At 71.4% G+C, this 16730-nt stretch carries 17 protein-coding genes; 10 read left to right on the top strand and 7 right to left on the bottom strand.

Annotation, left to right across the window (positions count from 1 at the left end; genetic code table 11):
• The first annotated feature begins 39 nt into the window (after positions 1 to 39).
• From JMJ56_RS17305 to JMJ56_RS17275, 7 genes are read left to right on the top strand one after another with little or no spacing between them, the layout of a single operon-like run.
• Positions 40 to 516, top strand: coding sequence for a disulfide bond formation protein B (locus JMJ56_RS17305; RefSeq protein WP_202833025.1), 477 nt, complete (start codon positions 40 to 42; stop codon positions 514 to 516).
• Entirely contained in the window at positions 513 to 1037 is a 525-nt protein-coding gene (locus tag JMJ56_RS17300; protein ID WP_202833024.1) for a demethoxyubiquinone hydroxylase family protein, read from the top strand. The genes JMJ56_RS17305 and JMJ56_RS17300 overlap by 4 nt, the downstream gene beginning before the upstream one ends.
• Positions 1037 to 1501: a YybH family protein gene (locus tag JMJ56_RS17295; protein WP_202833023.1), complete on the top strand. Its 465-nt coding sequence runs from the start codon at positions 1037 to 1039 to the stop codon at positions 1499 to 1501. The genes JMJ56_RS17300 and JMJ56_RS17295 overlap by 1 nt, the downstream gene beginning before the upstream one ends.
• A 6-nt stretch (positions 1502 to 1507) precedes the next feature.
• Positions 1508 to 1972, top strand: a complete 465-nt coding sequence (locus tag JMJ56_RS17290; protein WP_202833022.1) for a GNAT family N-acetyltransferase — start codon at positions 1508 to 1510, stop codon at positions 1970 to 1972.
• Between the two features lie 42 nt (positions 1973 to 2014).
• Entirely contained in the window at positions 2015 to 2599 is a 585-nt protein-coding gene (locus JMJ56_RS17285) for a chromate transporter (protein ID WP_202833021.1), read from the top strand.
• Positions 2596 to 3114, top strand: coding sequence for a chromate transporter (locus JMJ56_RS17280; protein WP_202833020.1), 519 nt, complete (start codon positions 2596 to 2598; stop codon positions 3112 to 3114). The genes JMJ56_RS17285 and JMJ56_RS17280 overlap by 4 nt, the downstream gene beginning before the upstream one ends.
• Before the next feature lie 31 nt (positions 3115 to 3145).
• Entirely contained in the window at positions 3146 to 4792 is a 1647-nt protein-coding gene (locus JMJ56_RS17275; RefSeq protein ID WP_202833019.1) for a flavin-containing monooxygenase, read from the top strand.
• Positions 4793 to 4932: 140 nt separating this feature from the next.
• Here the strand turns inward: JMJ56_RS17275 and JMJ56_RS17270 are convergent, their stop codons facing one another.
• The 3 genes from JMJ56_RS17270 to JMJ56_RS17260 are packed head-to-tail and all read right to left on the bottom strand — an operon-like array spanning position 4933 to position 8612.
• Positions 4933 to 6990 (bottom strand): TonB-dependent receptor family protein, encoded by a 2058-nt coding sequence (locus JMJ56_RS17270; protein WP_202833018.1) that lies wholly within the window; start codon positions 6988 to 6990, stop codon positions 4933 to 4935.
• A gap of 42 nt (positions 6991 to 7032) precedes the next feature.
• Positions 7033 to 7410, bottom strand: a complete 378-nt coding sequence (locus JMJ56_RS17265) for a DUF2946 family protein (RefSeq protein WP_202833017.1) — start codon at positions 7408 to 7410, stop codon at positions 7033 to 7035.
• Between the two features lie 26 nt (positions 7411 to 7436).
• The gene (locus tag JMJ56_RS17260) at positions 7437 to 8612 is read right to left on the bottom strand and encodes a 4-hydroxybenzoate 3-monooxygenase (RefSeq protein ID WP_202833016.1); all 1176 of its coding nucleotides are present in this window, start codon (positions 8610 to 8612) and stop codon (positions 7437 to 7439) included.
• Positions 8613 to 8671: 59 nt separating this feature from the next.
• Here JMJ56_RS17260 and JMJ56_RS17255 point away from each other — a divergent pair, with 59 nt between their 5' ends.
• From JMJ56_RS17255 to JMJ56_RS35305, 3 genes are all read left to right on the top strand, one after another.
• Positions 8672 to 9142 (top strand): MarR family winged helix-turn-helix transcriptional regulator, encoded by a 471-nt coding sequence (locus tag JMJ56_RS17255; RefSeq protein WP_202833015.1) that lies wholly within the window; start codon positions 8672 to 8674, stop codon positions 9140 to 9142.
• Between the two features lie 75 nt (positions 9143 to 9217).
• Positions 9218 to 9991 (top strand): crotonase/enoyl-CoA hydratase family protein, encoded by a 774-nt coding sequence (locus tag JMJ56_RS17250; protein ID WP_202833014.1) that lies wholly within the window; start codon positions 9218 to 9220, stop codon positions 9989 to 9991.
• Positions 9988 to 10938 carry a 3-hydroxyacyl-CoA dehydrogenase NAD-binding domain-containing protein gene (locus JMJ56_RS35305; protein ID WP_202833013.1) on the top strand — a complete coding sequence of 317 codons (951 nt, stop codon included), beginning with the start codon at positions 9988 to 9990 and terminating at the stop codon, positions 10936 to 10938. The genes JMJ56_RS17250 and JMJ56_RS35305 overlap by 4 nt, the downstream gene beginning before the upstream one ends.
• Here the strand turns inward: JMJ56_RS35305 and JMJ56_RS17240 are convergent.
• From JMJ56_RS17240 to JMJ56_RS17225, 4 genes are all read right to left on the bottom strand, one after another.
• Entirely contained in the window at positions 10935 to 12437 is a 1503-nt protein-coding gene (locus JMJ56_RS17240) for a GH3 family domain-containing protein (RefSeq protein WP_202833012.1), read from the bottom strand. The genes JMJ56_RS35305 and JMJ56_RS17240 overlap by 4 nt on opposite strands.
• Complete coding sequence (locus JMJ56_RS17235) at positions 12434 to 14692, bottom strand: penicillin acylase family protein (RefSeq protein ID WP_202833011.1); 2259 nt, start codon at positions 14690 to 14692, stop codon at positions 12434 to 12436. The genes JMJ56_RS17240 and JMJ56_RS17235 overlap by 4 nt, the downstream gene beginning before the upstream one ends.
• Positions 14693 to 14769: 77 nt before the next feature.
• The gene (locus tag JMJ56_RS17230; protein WP_202833010.1) at positions 14770 to 15150 is read right to left on the bottom strand and encodes a response regulator; all 381 of its coding nucleotides are present in this window, start codon (positions 15148 to 15150) and stop codon (positions 14770 to 14772) included.
• Positions 15147 to 16685, bottom strand: coding sequence for a sensor histidine kinase (locus JMJ56_RS17225; RefSeq protein WP_202833009.1), 1539 nt, complete (start codon positions 16683 to 16685; stop codon positions 15147 to 15149). The genes JMJ56_RS17230 and JMJ56_RS17225 overlap by 4 nt, the downstream gene beginning before the upstream one ends.
• Between the last annotated feature and the right edge of the window lie 45 nt (positions 16686 to 16730).

The raw sequence follows: 16730 nt of genomic DNA, 5'->3' as shown, positions 1-16730 counted from the left end.
CCAGTTGCGCCGGCGGCGGGGCGGCGCCACACAGGCGGCATGTTCGCCACGCTCGCCTTTGCCCTGGCCGCCGCCGCGGCGCCGCTCTTCGCCCGCGCCAGCGAGGATATCTGGGGCATCGCCCCCTGCGAGCTCTGCACTTGGCAGCGGGTGCCCTATTGGGTGGCGGCGGCGCTGGCCCTGGCCGCGGCGCTGCTGCCCCGGGCGCGGCGGCCGCTGGCCCTGCTGGCGATCCTGGCGGTGGTCGCCTCCGGGGCCATCGCAGCCTTCCATATTGGGGTGGAGCAGGGCTGGTGGCCCTCGCCGCTGGCCGGATGCCAGGCGCCGCGCTCCGCCGGCGGGGCGAGCATCGACGACCTCATGCGCTCGCTGGCCGTGGCCCCGTCCAAGCCCTGCGATGCGCCGACCTATCTGGTCCCTGGCCTGCCGATTTCCATGGCGGGGATGAACCTGATCTATGCGCTTGGCCTTTCGGCCCTGGCCGCCATCTGGATGCGGAGAGGAGTACGCCGATGACGACGAAGACCGACCGGCGGATGGTGGAGGAGACCATCCGCGTGGACCATGCCGGCGAGTACGGCGCCAAGCGGATCTACCAGGGCCAGCTTGCCGTCCTGCGCGGGACCAAGTGGGAGGGGCTGATCCGCCACATGCAGGAGCAGGAGCAGGTGCACCTCGACACCTTCTCCCGCCTGATTGGGGAGCGGCGGGTGCGCCCGACCGCGCTGCTGCCCGTCTGGCATGTCGCCGGCTTCGCCCTCGGCGCGGCAACCGCCATGCTCGGCCACCGTGCCGCCATGGCCTGCACCGTTGCGGTGGAGGAGGCGATCGACGAACATTACCAGGCGCAGGAGGCGGCACTCGGCGAGGACGAGGGGCCGCTCCGCGCCCATATCGTGCAGTTCCGGGCCGAGGAGCTGGAGCACCGCGATATCGGCCTGGAGCATGAGGCGGAGCAGGCCCCCGCCTACCGGCTGCTGAGCGCCGCCATCAAGGCCGGCTGCAAGGTTGCGATCAAGGTGAGCGAGAAGATCTGATGGACCTGCCCCTGCCGGAAGCCGATGCCGCCACCACTGCCGCGGTGAAGGACTGGCTGGGGCGCTTCGCCGCCTGCGTGCGGGAGGTGGACTACGAGGCTGCCTATCCCTTCTGGCACGACAACATCGTCATCTTCGGCACCTATCAGGAGTTGGTGCGCAACCGCCAGGCCTGGACCGACACGCAATGGGACAATGTCTGGCCGCGGACCGAGGGCTTCGCCTTCGACCTCGGCAACACGCTGGTGCTGGCCTCGCCGGACGGGGCGATGGCGGTGGCCGTCACCCCCTGGGACAGCACCGGCTTCCACGCGGACGGCACGCCCTTCCCGCGGCCCGGCCGGGCGACCATCGTGCTGGCGCGGCAGCCGGACGGGCGCTGGGTCGGCGTCCACAGCCACATGTCGCTCCAGCGCGGGGTGCCGCAGGACAGCCATGGCAAGCGCCCGGTGAAGGCGCGCTGAGTGCGGATGAGCCCGCGCATCCTCGCCGTCTCCGACCGGCCGGACCTGGCGCCTCTTGTCGCGCGATGGCTGGTGGATGCCTTCTACCGGCCGCCCGCCGACATGACCACCGAGGCGATGACGGCGCTCATCCTGGCGCCGCCGCAGGGGCCGGAGGAGAGCTTCGTGCTGTTCGAGGGCGATCGGCCGATCGGCACGGCGAGCCTCGCGCATGACGACCTGCCGTCCCGGCTCGACCTGACGCCCTGGCTTGCCGGGGTCTTCGTCCTGCCGGAGCATCGGGGGCGCGGCCATGCCTCGGCGCTGGTACGTCATGTGGAGGGCTTCGCCCGCGCCGCCTCGGTCGCCGAGCTCTGGCTCTATACCCGCACGGCCGAGCCGCTCTACGCCCGCCTCGGCTGGCAGCGCGCTGGCCTCGAGCAGAACAACGGCCACGAGGTCGCCCTGATGCGGCGGCGCCTGGACCCGTAGCCGGTTCGGCGCGAGCATGGCGCGGCCTCCCGGAGAGTCGCTTTGCCCGAAGCCCCGCCGCCCGCCACCATCATCCCAGGCCCCGCCGAGCTCTTCGCCGGCTATCTGAAGATCGGCTTGTTCGGCTTCGGCGGTGTCGCCGCCTGGGCACGCCGCGTCATCGTCGAGGAGCGGCACTGGCTGACCGAGCGCGACTATGCCGAGGTGCTCGGCCTCGGCCAGGTGCTGCCGGGCCCCAATGTCGGCAATGCGGCGGTGATGATCGGACGGCGCTTCCACGGCCTCTCCGGCGCGCTGCTGGCGACCGCGGGCCTCTATTGCGCGCCCTTCGTCATCCTCGTTCTGCTCTGCCTCTTCTACGACCGCTACGGCCAGCTTCCTGCAGTCGCGCCGGTGATGGCGGGCATCGCGGCCGGGGCGGCGGGGATGGTGATCGGCACCGCCTTCAAGATGGCCGGCAAGCTGAAGCTGCGGCCGGAGGCCGTCGCCATCCTGCTGCTGGCGACGATCGGCGCCGCCTGGCTCGGCCTGCCGCTGCCGGTAATCGTCCTGGTGCTCGGGCCCATCTCCATCGCCCTCTCGCTCTGGCGGGCGGGGCTGATCGGCGGGACGGGAGCGGCGCGGTGATCCTCCAGATCCTCCTTACCTTCTCCATCCTCTCCCTGGTGGCGATCGGCGGCGCGAATGCGGTGCTGCCGGAGATGCACCGCCAACTCGTCGAGCTGCATGGCTGGCTGGACGATGCGACCTTCTCCCAGCTCTACGCTCTGGCCCAGGCCGCGCCGGGGCCGAACATCCTGGTCGCCAGCGTGATGGGCTGGCGCATCGCCGGCGCCGGCGGCATGGCGGCGGCGACCTTCGGCATGCTGGTCCCGGCTGCCATCCTCGCCTGGTACGTGGCCGGGCTGATGCACCGGCTGCGCGGCGCCGCCTGGCTGAAGCCGGCCCAGGGCGGGCTGGTGCCGGTGGCGATCGGGCTGATCCTCGCCGCCGGCATCACCATGGCCGAGGCGGCGCACAGCCATGGGGTGATGCCGATCATCGTCGTCGCCATCTCCACCCTCTTCGTCTGGCGGACCAATTACAGTCCGCTTTGGGTACTGGCAGGCGGCGGGGTGCTGGGGGCGATCTTCCTCGGCTGACCCCTGCGGAACGCATCATCAGGAGGAAACGATGTCCAACACGACGCTCGCCGAGGCAGGCCAGGCATCAGCGACCTCCGCCGGCTTCGACTATGATGCCCTCGTCATCGGCGCCGGCATGTCGGGCATGTACCAGCTGATCCGGCTCCGTCAGCTCGGCCTGCGGGCCAGGGTCTTCGAGGCCGGGACGGGTGTCGGCGGCACCTGGTACTGGAACCGCTATCCCGGCGCCCGCTTCGATTCCGAAAGCTATTCCTACGGCTATTCCTTCGACAAGGAGTTGCTGCAGGAGTGGAACTGGTCGGAGCATTTCGCCCCGCAGCCGGAGACGCTGCGCTACCTTAACCGCGTCGCCGACAAGTACGACCTGCGCCGCGACATCCAGTTCGAGGCCCGCGTCGCCAGCGCCTGGTACGACGACACGGCGCGCGGCTGGACCGTCACGCTGGAGGATGGCAGCCGGCATGGCTCGCGCTTCCTCATCACCGCCATCGGCGTGCTCTCGACGCCGACCCTGCCGCGGATCGAGGGCGTCGACAGCTTCCGGGGCCAGTCCTGGCACACGGCGCGCTGGCCCAAGGAGCCGGTGGATTTCACCGGCAAGCGGGTAGCCGTGATCGGCACCGGCGCGACGGGGGTTCAGACCATCCAGGAGGTGGCGAAGACCGCGGCGCACCTCACCATCTTCCAGCGCACCCCGAACTGGTGCGCGCCGCTGCACAACCGGCCGATCACCGAGGAGGAGCAGCAGCGCATCAAGGCCAGCTACCCCGAGATCTTCCGCCGCTGCCAGGAGACCTTCTCCTGCTTCCTCCATACCGCGGACCCGCGCGGCACCTTCGAGGTCACGCCGGAGGAGCGCGAGGCCTTCTACGAGGAGCTCTACGCCTCGCCCGGCTTCGGCATCTGGGTCGGCAATTTCCGCGACATGCTGACCGACCCTGCGGCGAACCGCGAAATCTCGGACTTCGTCGCCCGCAAGATCCGCCAGCGGGTGAAGGATCCCAAGGTGGCGGAGATGCTGATCCCGAAGAACCACGGCTTCGGCACCCGCCGCCTGCCGCTGGAGACGGGGTATTACGAGGTCTACAACCAGGACAACGTCACCCTGGTCGACAGCACGGCGACGCCCATCGGGCGCATCACGCCGACGGGCATCCGCACCAGCGCCGCGGAGTACGAGTTCGACATCATCGTCTACGCCACCGGCTTCGACGCCCTGACCGGCGCCTTCGACCGCATCGACATCCGCGGCCAGGACGGGCGCCGGCTGAAGGAGGCCTGGGCGGGCGGGGCGCGGACCTTCATGGGCATGATGGTGGAGGGCTTCCCCAACATGCTCATGCTGCTCGGCCCGCATACCGCGCTGGGCAACATCCCGCGCAGCATCGAGTACAATGTCGAATGGGTCAGCGCCCTGCTGCGCCACATGCAGGAGCACGGGCTGACGCGGGCCGATGCGCGGCCCGAGGCGGCGCAGGCCTGGACCGAGCATGTGAAGTCCTGCGCGACCGGGCTGCTGACCTTCGAGGTCGATTCCTGGATGACGGGCGTCAACCGCAACGTGGAGGGCAAGCAGACCCGCACCATCGCCCGCTATGCCGGCAGCGCCCCGGCCTACCGGGCCTGGTGCGACGAGGTCGCCGCCGGCGGATATCGGGAGCTGGTGCTGGACTGATATGTTAGGGTTCGCTGACAGGTCCGGCCCGTGTTGGTGCCCTTTCCGCGGCTTTGCCGCGGACGGCGGGGCGAGGCCTTGAGCGTTAAGCGATATGTCTGGAGCCCCTGCAAAGCCGCGAAGCGGTTTTGCGGGGAGTTTCAGAAGCTCATACGGGCCCCGACATAGAGGCTCCTTCCTTCGCCGGGATAGAAGACGGCGGTGTTCGCCCCCGCCGCCCTGGCGTTCTGTAGGGTGCCGAGATCGCTGACATAACGCTTGTTGGTGAGGTTCCGCAGGTCGAGGAAGAGCGAGAGGTTGGGCGCGACCCGTAGGCCTGCCTCGAGGCCCAGCTTGAAATACTGGTTCGCCCGCAGCGTGTTGGCGTAGTCCGCCCAGGCACCCTGCGGCACCCAGTCCAGCACCGGCGAGACGAAGCCGCGCTCCTCCGGCGCCGCATAGGTCAGCACCGTCCGCAGCACATGCGGCGGCAGGCCTGCGATGCGGTTGTCGCCATATTGCCGGTCGGCGCGGAAGCGGAAGTCGTTGAAAGTCCAGCTCCCCCGCAGGGCGATGCGGTCGCCGGCCGCAAGGGCGCCGCGGGTGAGGTCGAGATGGCCCGCGAACTCCACCCCCTGGTTCACCGTGTTGCCGGCATTGAAGGTGCTGGCCGGAATGCTCGGATCGACGGTGAATTGCAGCAGCTGGCCGCGGATGTTGGAGCGGAACAGCGTCAGGTCCCAGCCATAGCCCTCGTAGCGGCCGCGGGTGCCAAGCTCCACCGTCCAGGCGCGCTGGGCCTGCAATGGCACCCAGAAGGGCCGGTTACCCACCGTTTGGAGCTGGTCGGAGAAATCCGGCACGTCCTGGCTGCGGGTGAGGTTGGCGAAGACCTGCACCGCCGGCCGCGGCTGCCAGAGCACCCCGATCCTCGGGTTCAGCCCCTCATAGGCGCGGCCGAAGCGCTGGCCTGTCAGCCGGTTCTCGTAGTCCCGCTCGTTGCGCAGCATCTTGGCGCCGGCAACGAGGGCAACGGTCGGCAGCACCCAGAGCCGGTTCTCGGCGAAGGCCTCGAAATTCTGCGCCCGCTGCACACCGTTCGCCGTCAGCGCCCCGCGCGAGCCACGGGTATTGAGGTATTGCAGCGCATCGTTCGTCCCGGCGAAGTAGCGCCCGCCGAGCACCAGCTCGCCCCGCAGCCCGGCCAGCTCGTAGCGCTGCGTCCAGCGCGGCGCGATGCCCCAGGTCAGCCCGTCCTGGTCGATCGCCTGGAAGATCGGGTGGTAGAGCTGCTTGTGGGTGATCCAGCTGTCCACATCCACCTGCCCGGCATCGAGGCGGATGCTGGTGCGGTTGGCGAAGCGCTCGGCCCAGAGGTTGCGCGCCTGGTTGCCGCTGATGGCGGCGGGGTTGGCGATCTGCGGCCGGTTCAGCGCATCGGCGAGGCTGAGCGAGCCAGGGAGCTGCTGCCGGACGATATAGGCGCCGGCGTAGAAGCGCGTCTCCACGCTGTCGTTCAGCCGGTAGCCGAGATTGGCGTTGAACTGCTCGTATTGCCCGCGGCTGTGCTGCCGCCATCCATCGGAATGGGCGATGCTGCCGGCCGCCAGCGCATCCCAGTCGCCGAAGACCGCCGAGGTCTGGCCGGAGAGCCGCCAGGTTCCGTAGCTGCCGCCCTCGACGCGCAGGCTGTTCGCCTCCGTCGCCGTGCGCGCGGTCGGTGTGACGAAGTTGATCGCCCCCCCAAGCGTTGAGCTTCCGAAGGCCAGCGCGTTGCCGCCGGGATAGACCGCCGCCGAGCGCACCGCGCTCGGGTCGATCTGGTAGAAGTCGCCGCTGCCATCGGCGAGGTTCACCGGCACGCCGTCCTGAAGCACCTCGATCCCGCGCAGATGGAAGCCGCGGGCGATGCCGGAGCCGCGGATGGAGAGCCGCAGCTCCTGCCCGTAGCGGCCCTGGACGAAGACGCCGGGCGTGTCCGCCAGCACGTCGCGTAGATTGAAGGCGTAGCGGTTGGCGAAGTCCCGCCCGTCCACGAAGCGCGCGGCTGAGGGCGTCTGCTCCAGCGCCTCCCGCTGCTCGGCGACGGAGGGGGCGGTGAGCGAGCCCGGGGCCTGGCCGGTGACGACGAGGTCGGGGAGGGTGGTTTGGCCGAAGGCCGGACCGGCGATGCCGGCAAGCAGCAGGGCGCGCCGCGTGGCGCGCGTAAGCGGGTGCATGATGGGAGACTCCTGACGAGAGCGACGGCGGGCGTGCTGGCGTCAGGCGGCAGGCGGGGCTCTCGGTTGCTGCGGTGGGGCGCGGGCCGGGGCGGGAGGCATGCCCTCCCGGCCGGCATAGGGCGCCGGCACATAGGCGATGCGCAGCGCCGGCAGCTGCGGTGCGGGCGAGGCTGGGGCGACACCGCCGGGGCAGACCGGGCAGCTGTCATGCATTGCCTGGGGCGGATCGGCCGGCTGCCCGTCGGCATCGAGGTGCAGGACGCGAATGCCCTCCGCTGTGCAGATCTCGATGCCCGAGGCGGCCCCGAGCGCGCCCAGGCAATGCGCGAAGGCTTGGCCCCACTGCAGCATCAGCAGCAGGGCCAGCATCGCTGTCAGCAGGGGCGGGCGCCGGGCCATGCCGCCGCTATGCCGCATCGGCCGCAACCTGTCACCCCGGCGGCTCAGGCATAGGGCATGCCGACATAGGTCTCGGCCAGCGCCGTCGCCGCGGCGCGGGAGGTGGTGACGAGCTCCAGCTCAGCCAGCTGCCGCCGCTCGTCGAATTCGCTGGCGCCCTCGAAGCGGTGCAGCATGGAGGTCATCCACCAGGAGAAATGCTGCGCCCGCCAGACCCGCCGCAGCGCCGTCGCGGTATAGGCCTCGAGCCGCGCCATTCCCTCGCCGGCGAAGAAGGCGCCGAGCGCGCGATCGAGGTGCCAGACATCGCTGGCAGCGAGGTTCAGCCCCTTCGCCCCCGTGGGCGGCACCGCATGCGCCGCATCGCCGGCGAGGAAGAGCCGGCCATACTGCATCGGCTCGCAGACGAAGCTGCGCATGGGCACGATGTTCTTCTGGAAGATACGGCCCTCCTTCAGCCGGAAACCGTCCTCGCCCGCGATGCGCGCCTGCAACTCCGCCCAGATCTGGTCTTCCGACCAATTCTCCACGCTGTCATTCGGGTCGCACTGGAAGTACATGCGCTGCACCTCCGGCGTGCGGCTGCTGATGAGGGCGAAGCCGCGCTCGTGCCGCGCGTAGACCAGCTCCTCCGAGGAGGGCGGCGCCTCGCAGAGGATGCCGAACCAGCCGAAGGGATAGATGCGGAGGTAATCCTTGCGCTTGTCCGTGGGGATCGCCGGGCGGCATGCGCCGTAGGAGCCGTCCGCCCCCACCACCATGTCGCAATGCAGCTCGCGCGCCGCGCCCTCTGCATCGGTGAAGCGCAGCACCGGCCGCTCCGCCGCGACATCCGCCACCTCCGTCACCTTCGCGCCGAACAGGATCTCCCCGCCCTGCGCCAGCCGCGCGGCGATCAGGTCCTTCAGCACCTCGTGCTGCGGGTAGAGCGTGGCGACGCGGCCGGTGAGCCCCTCGAAATCGATCCGGTGGTTCTGCCCGCCGAAGCGCAGGATGGTGCCGTGATGCACCACGCCCTCCCGCCGCAGCCGGTCGGCGACGCCAAGCTCCGCCATCAGGTCGACGGTCGTCTGCTCGAGGATGCCGGCGCGGATCGTCGCCTCGATCGCCGCCCGGTCGCGCGACTCGATGATGACGGAGGCGATGCCCCGGTGCTCCAGCATGAGCGAGAGCAGCAGCCCCGCGGGGCCGGCGCCGACGATCCCGACCTGTGTGCGCATCAAGCCTCTCCTCTTCTGCCGGGCTTACGGCGACAGGGCTTCCACGATAGACCGGAATCATGCCGAAGCCCGCCCCCGAGCCCGAGGTCGCCCCGCTTCGGGAGAATGCAATCGTCTCGCCCCTGGCAGAGAGCCCGGCCTTCCTCGTCCGCCTCGCCCAGCTCCGGGCCTTCGACGAATTCCACCGCAATTTCGCCGGGCTCGGGGTGACGCCGGCGGGCTTCTCGGTCTTTGCGCTGATCGTCGCCAATCCCGGCATCCGCCCGGGCGCCATCGCCGAAGAGCTGCGGGTGAAGCCCTCCAATGTCGCGGTGCTGGTGAACGGGCTGGTCTCGGCCGGGCTGGTGCGGCGCGAGGCCGACCAGGCGGAGCTTCGGGCCAGCCTGCTGCACCCGACCGCGGCCGGCAGCCGCGCGTGGCGCGAGATGGACCGCATCCAACGGGAGACCGACGCCCAATTTGCCGCCGGCCTCACCCCGGCCGAGCGTAGCCAATTCGTGACGCTGCTGCGGAAGCTCCTGCATCGCTGAGACGCTTTCCCCCCTTGAGGGGATTATTATGCACCTTAATAATCGGTACAAGAGTCCTTCCGGAGGCAGGGTCGCATGACCGACATCACCTATGAGCTCCGCGACCGCACCGCCTGGATCGGGCTGAACCGCCCGCAGAAGCGCAATGCCATCAACGACGCGGTGCTCCAGGCGATCGAAGCCGCCGTGCGCCGGGCCCAGGGCGAAGCTCGGGCGATGGTGCTCTTCGGCCATGGCCCCTGCTTCTGCGCCGGGCTCGACCTCGCCGAGCACCGGGCGCGCGAGGCGCCCGAGGTCTTCCGCAATTCCCGCGCCTGGCATGCCGCCTTCTCGCTGATCCGCCGCGGGCCGGTCCCGGCCATCGCCGCGCTGCATGGTGCGACGGTCGGCGGCGGGCTCGAGCTCGCCGCGGCCTGCCACCTGCGCATCGCCGATGCCACGGCGTTCTTCGCCCTGCCGGAGGGCAGCCGCGGCATCTATGTCGGCGGCGGCGCCTCGGTGCATGTCGCCCGCCTGCTCGGCACGGCGCGGATGATGGACCTGATGCTGACCGGCCGCGTGCTCTCCGCTGCAGAAGCGGAGCGGGCGAACCTCGTCCAGTACCTGGTCGATGCGGAGAAAGCACCGGGGAAGGCATCGGAACTCGCTGCCAAGGTCGTCGAGATGGCGCCGCTCACCGTGCTCGGCGTGCTGCAGGCGCTGCCGCGCATCCAGGACATGAGCGAGGAGGATGGGCTCTTCGTCGAGAGCATGATGGCCGCGCTGGCCCAGACCGGGCCGGAGGCGGCGGCGCGGCTGGCTGATTTCGTCGGCAAGCGCGGCGCGAAGGTGGCGGGGCCGTCCTCGTGAGCGAGACGTCCATCCGCCGCGCCGCCGTCATCGGCACCGGCGTGATCGGGGCGAGCTGGGCCACCTGCTTCCTCGCCCGCAGCCTCGACGTCACCGCGAGCGACCCGGCGCCCGGCGCCGAGGCTGCGCTGCGGGCCACCATCGCCCGGCAATGGCCGGCGATGGAGGCGATGGGCCTTGCCCCCGGCGCCTCGCCCGAGCGGCTGCGCTTCTATGCCACGCCGGAGGCGGCGGTGGAGGCGGCGGATTTCGTCCAGGAGAACGGGCCGGAGCGGCTGGCGCTGAAGCGGGAGCTTTTCACCGCCCTCGATGCTGCGGCGCCGCCTGATGCCATCCTCGCCACCAGCTCCTCCACCATCACCGTCAGTGAATTTCAGGATGCCTGCACGCACCATCCGGAGCGGGTGGTGCTGGGCCATCCCTTCAACCCGCCGCACCTCATCCCGCTGGTCGAAGTCACCGGGGGCGCGGCGACCTCGGCCGGGGCGGTGGAGCGGGCACTCGGCTTCTACCGCGCCGTTGGCAAGCACCCGATCCATCTGCGGCGCGAGGTACGCGGCCATGTCGCCAACCGGCTGCAAGCGGCGCTGTGGCAGGAGGCCTTCCACCTCGTGCAGGCCGGCGTCGCCAGCGTGGCGGATATCGATGCCGCCATCGCGCATGGCCCTGGGCTGCGCTGGGCGTTGCTCGGCCCTTTCCTCAACCTGCATCTCTCGGGCGGGCCGGGCGGCATCGACGCGCTGTTCGAGAGACCGCTCTGGCAGGCGACGGAGGAGGTGTGGCGCGATCTTGGCCAGGTCTCGGTCGACCCGGCGCTCGGCGCGAAGGTGGCCGAGGGCGTCGCCGCGGCGCTGGCCGGGCGCGACCAAGCGGAGATGCTCCGCCAGCGCGACGCGCTGCTGCTCGAGCTGCTGCAGCGGAAGGCCGGGGCAGGGGAGCTGCCCTAACCCCCTCGCAGCCCCGCCTCGGCGGCCGCGAACCGCTCGGGGTCTGCCAGCACCCGCGGCACCTTGTGCTGCCCGCCGAGCTTGCCCTGCGCCCGCATCCACCTGGCGAAGGCACCCGGCGGCAGCAGCACCACCTCCGGCACCGCCATCTGCCCGCCGCGGCGATGCGCGGCATAATCCTCGTTCGCCGCGGTCAGCCCGGCATCGACCGCGAGGGCGAGCCGCTCCGCCAACTCGGGCGCGGCCGCCGCCTCCGGCTCCACCAGCCAGCGATGCGCGCCCAGCGCGCCGAGGAAGACCGGCCCTACCGTATAGTCGGCGACCGTCACGCCAAGCGCCCCGGCGGCACCGAGCAGTGCCGCTTCGATCTCCTCCCCGCTCAGATGCTCCCCGAAGGCCGAGAGGCTGTAGGAGGTGCGCCCGGTGACCAGCAGCCGCGGCGGCGCGCGTTCGACGAAGCGAACCGTGTCCCCGAGCACATAGGACCAGAGCCCGGCGCAGGAGGTGACGACCACGGCATAGTCGATGCCCGTCTCGACGGTCGCCACCCAATGCCGCGTCGGGCTCGGCGCATGCAGCTCATTCAGCGGGACGAATTCCCAGAACACGCCGGCATCGAGGGTGAGCCGCATGCCCTCGCCATCGCCGCGGTCGGACAGCGCGACGAAGCCTTCGCTCGCCGGATAGACCTCCCGCGTTGCGCAGCGGGCAGGCAGGAAGGGCCGCAGCCGGTCGCGGTAGGGTGCCCAGGCGACGCCGCCATGCACCAGCAGCTCCAGCCCCGGCAGGGGCGGGCTGCCGTGCCGCTCCGCCAGGCGTTGCAGCAGCACCAGCAGCCAGCTCGGTGTGCCGGAGAGGACGCGGATTGCCGCCGCCGGCGTCGCCTCGGCCAGCGCCGCCAGCTTGCGGTCCCAGTCGGGAAGCAGAGCGATCTGCGCCGGCGGGAAGCTCCAGCCGCGCAGCAAGGCTGGCACCTCCGCCGCGGCGATGCCCGAAAGGTCGCCCTGCCGCACGCCCGGCGCCATCCGCTCCAGCGCCGTCGAGCCGCCGAGCATGAAGGACGGCCCGCCGAAGATCGCGCTGCGCCGGTGGTGGTGCAGGTGCCAGGCCAGCACGTCGAGCGCCGCCCGCCGGTTGCCACGCATCATCGGCGCGGTGACGGGAATGTATTTCGTCGTCCCCGAGGTGGTGCCGGAGGACAGCGCGAAATAGGGCACCCGCCCCGGCCAGGTGACATCGACTAGCACCGGATAGGCGGCCTGCCACCAGTCGCGCCAGAACTCCTCGTAGCGGCGGAGCGGCACCCGCGCCTGGTACTCCGCCACGCCGCGGATACCGGCGAAACCATGCGCCTTGCCGAACCGCGTCCCCTCCGCCCGGCGCAGCAGGCGCGCCAGCAGGCGTTCCTGAATGGCGACCGGATCCATCCGCTGCACCCGCGCGATGCGCAGCGCCGAGGTCGCCCGCAGCAGCGGCGTCCCATCGAAGGGCACCTTCACGGCCGCAGCACCGTCACGCGTGGGAATTCGGCGGCGACCGTCTCCGGCCGCAGCGGCAGGCGGATGCTGCGGCCCTCGCGCCAGAGCGGAATCTGGTCGGCGAAGGCGGCGCTGCCCAGCCAGCCATCCTGCCCGCCGAACAGGGTGAACCAATTGGAGTCTAGATCGGCGAGGTCCGAGACATAGCGCGCCATGGAGCCGAAGCTCACCTCATGCGGGCCGGTGACGAGGCCGTGCCCGGTCTTCATCGGCGTCTCGCGCGAGCCGCCGGCCGGCATCTCCCCCAGCACGAAGGCGCGGCCGAGCACCGGCAGGTTCACCAGCCAGTGCGCCGCGCGGAGCTGATGGACATCGCCCCAGACGCGGTAGCGCGCGGCGAGCGGCGCCGCCTCGGCCGCTGCCTGGCGCAGCAGCGCGGCGCGGCGCGGCTCCGGCAGGGCGTCGAGGTCGCGCAGCAGGAAGGTGGTGACGAAATTCCACCCCGTCTCCGGCCCGCGCCCGTTGCTGCCCTCCGGCAGCAGGCCCGGCAGCAGCCGGGCGAGCACCAGCTCGAAGACCAGCGCGGCGCGGCTCCCGGCAGCATAATCGCCATCCCAGCCACGCAAAGGGCCGAGGAAGTCCGGCGCCCCGCCCGGCAGGGCGTCGAACCGCGCCAATAGCCCGGCCGCCAGCACCGCGGCCTTCGGCGCCAGGGTGTCGCGCTGCAGGGCGGCGAGGTCCTCCGGCCGCAGCTTCGGCCGGGCCAGCAGCAGCGCCCGCAGCCGCGCCACGCGGTCGCCGTCGCTGAAGAAATAGCCGAGCGGCGGCGGCTCCTTGGCCCAAAGGTTCGGATTCTCGTTGGCCGAGGCGAGCACGCCCTCCGGCGGGTTCTCCAGCGCCGGCAAGTCCCCGGCATGCAGCAGGTGCGACCAGGGGCCGGTCGACGCCGGATCGGTCCCGTCGAGCACCGGGCCCGCGGCGGGGAAGCCGCGCCGCGCCGGCAGGATGGCCGCCGTCAGCCGCCCGATGGTCCCGGCCCGGTCGGCATAGAGGAAGTTCTGCGGCGAGACGGCGAAGCTGTCGAAGCTTGCCCGGAACTCGGCGCCGCTCCGGGCGCGGGCAGCGCGCAGCAGGCTGGTGATCTCATCCGCCGGCTCCTGCCCCGCCCAGCGCAGTGCGAGCGTCTCGCCCGGCCGGCCCGGCACCACGCGCGCATCGGTCAGCACCGGCCCGAGCGGCGTCATGCGCACCCGGCGGGTCGCGCCGAGCCAGAAGCGCTGGCGGATGGTCGTCTCGCTCTCGGTGAAGGCCTCCTGCGGCAGGTGCGAGACGTCGAACAGGTCGGAGGAGGCGGCGCGCAGATTGGTCCCGCCCCAGGCCACCTCCGGATTGCGGCCGAGGCCGATGATCGGCACCCCCGGCACCATCATCCCGACGGCATGGAAGGAGGGCGAACGCATCCCCACCAGCAGCCAGAGATTGGGGAGCGACAGGCCGAGATGCGGGTCGGAGGCCAGCATCGCCGCCCCCGAGGCGCTATGCGTGGGCGCGACCGCCACCGCATTGCTGCCCGCGCGGGAGAGGCCGGCCAGCAGCCCCGGCAGGTTGGCCTCGCGCGGCGAGGGTGGGGTGAGGTTGGCCCCCGCCTCCAGCGTCCGCCGCCAGGCCGCGGCGAAGCCCGGCTTCCCCCGCTCGGCCAGCAGCGAGAAATAGGAGAACCAGTTCACATCCGTCCCCGCCAGCCGGCCGATCGCCAGCAGGTCGGTGGTGGTGAAGGCCTCCCGCCGCAGCCCGAGCAGGCCGAATTCCGGCGGACGCGGCCCCTCCAGCGCCGCCTTGTTCAGCCCGGCGAGGAAGGCGGTCATGAAGGCCCGCGTCTCCGCCGGCCAGCGCCGCTCGATCTCCGGCGCCGCGCGGTCGAAGCCGAGGATGCGGATCGCGTGGTCGTAGTCCCGCGCCAGCGGCCCCGCCATCTCCGACAGGCGCCCACGCGCCACCATCCGCAGGAGGGCGATCTGCCCGCCGCGCAGATGCCCGTGCACCAGGCCGAGCGCATAGGCGAGGTCGGCATCCGACCCGGCCTCTATCCAGGGCACGAGGTGCTCGTTCCAGCGGATGGTGACGGGGCCTGCCAGGCCGAGCCCTTCCCGCGGCAAGGTGGCCAGGCGCTGGTCGATCCCGGCCGGTCGCGGCGCCAGCGCGCCGCAGCCCGGCAGCAGGGCGAGCAGCGCCAGTGCCAGGGCCTTGCCCGGTCGTGTCCCCTTCGATCCCGCCACGCCGATCTCCCCGCTGCTGCCGCAGGGAGATTGGCCGCAGGACCCGCCAGGCAAGCCATTGCAACGAAACCGAAAGGTCAGTCGCGCTTCGCAACCTGACGGATGGCGTCCACCAGCCGAGTCAGCTCGATCGGCTTGGTCAGCAACTCGAGCGGGGCGGAGCCGTCATGCAACTCGGTCTTGCCGCCATTCGGCGGATAGCCGGTCATCACCACCACCGGCAGCTCCGGCCGCCCGGCACGCAGCCGGGCGATCAGCTCCCGTCCATCGAGCCGGGGCATGCGGAGGTCGGTCAGCAGCACGTCGAAGCGCGTGCCGGTGCGGGCGATCTCCAACGCCGCTTCGCCGTCCGGTGCGGTCAGCACCTCGAAGCCGGCATCGAGCAGCCCCTCCTCCAACACTTCGGCGGCGAGCTGCTCGTCCTCGGCCATCAGCACGCGGAGCGGGGCGGGGGTCATGCAGGCCGGTCCTGCGCCAGCGGCAGGGCGACCTGGAACACCGCCCCCGCCCCACGGTTGAGCCAGGCGAGACGGCCACCCATGCCGCGCAGGATGCCGGCGGCGATGGGCAGGCCGAGACCGGTGCCCTCGCCTGGATCCTTGCTGGTGACGAAGGGCTCCAGGATGCGCGGGCCAAGCGCGGCCGAGACCCCGCCGCCGGTATCCTGCACCGCGAGCGTGAGCTGTCCCTGCTGCGGCCCGCTGCGCAGGGTGACATGGATCTGCGCCGCCGCATCCGGCTCCTGCCGCCGGCGGCGCAGCACCGCGTCGCGCGCGTTCTCCAGCAGGTGCAGCAGCGCCTGCTCGAATTGCGCGGAGCGGCCGAGCACCGGGGCCGGCTCCGGCGCATCGATCGTGACTTCGATGCGGTCGAGCGCCCAGGAGCGGCGAGCGACCTCCACCGCGGCGGCGGCGGCCTCGGCGGCGTCGAAGGTCTCGGCCGCGCCCGGGGCGTCGCGGGCCAGCTCCCGCATCCGTTCCAGCAGGACGCCGAGGCGGCGGGTCTGGCCGAGGATCACCTCAATCGCCCGCTGCGGCAGGGTGGCGGCTTCGAGCGCGGTGCGGGCGCGATCGGCCCAAAGGCTGATGATGTTGACCGGCTGGCTCATCTCGTGCGCGACGCCGGCGCACATGGCGCCGATGGTGGCCCGCCGCGCCGCTTCCACCAGGTCGGCCTGGAGCCGGCGCAGCTCGGTCACATCGCGTAGGCTACCGAGCAGGCGGCGCGGCTGGCCGTCGAGTACCGGCAGCGGGGCCAGCACGGTGTGCCAGTGCCGCATGCCCTCGGCGCCGGTCACGGCGCTCTCCCAGTCGCGCGGCGCGCCGCTGGCGAGGCAGGCCTGGAAGGCCTGGTCCAGTTCGGCGGCCGGCGCGGCCTCCAGCAGCGCCGCCGGGCCGCTGCCCTCCACGGTTTCGCGCGACCGGTCGAAGAGGCGGCAGAAACTCGGGTTTACCGTCTCGAAGACGAAGCCGCCCCGCTCCATCCGGACCACGAAGAGTGCATCCGACATGTGTTCGAAGAAGCCGGCGAGCCGCGCCTCGCTCTGCCGCGCCCGGCTCTCGGCCTCGCGCCGCTCGGCGATCTCGCGCGACAGGGCCGCATTGGCATCGGCCAGTTCCCTGGCGGAGGGCAAGGCCAGCACCCGTGGCAGCAGCGGCCAGAGTGCAATGGCAGTGACCACCGAAACCGCCGCCGTCACGGCCTTCAGCGCGCCCTGGAGGCCGTAATCCGGGTACCAAAGGGTCCAGATCGACAGGAAGTGCGTCGCCCCGCAGGCCAGGATGAAGAGCGCAAACAGCTCGAAGGCCCAGGGGAAGACAAGGTCCCGCCGGCGCAGCGCGATGACGAGGAGCACCACTGGGATTGACCAGTAGGCGAGGCCGATCAGCGCGTCCGAGACGATGTGCAACCAAAGCAGCTCCGGCCGCCACAGCAGACAAACGCCATGGGGCGCCAGCGAGTCGGTATCGAAGAATGCGGCCAGGTTGGGCATCTGGGTCGAACCACCGATCGTGACAGGACAACCGCGCATCGCGAT

Source organism: Belnapia arida, assembly GCF_016773205.1.
Taxonomy (GTDB): Bacteria; Pseudomonadota; Alphaproteobacteria; order Acetobacterales; family Acetobacteraceae; genus Belnapia; species Belnapia arida.
This window is presented reverse-complemented; position numbering and strand designations above follow the sequence as displayed.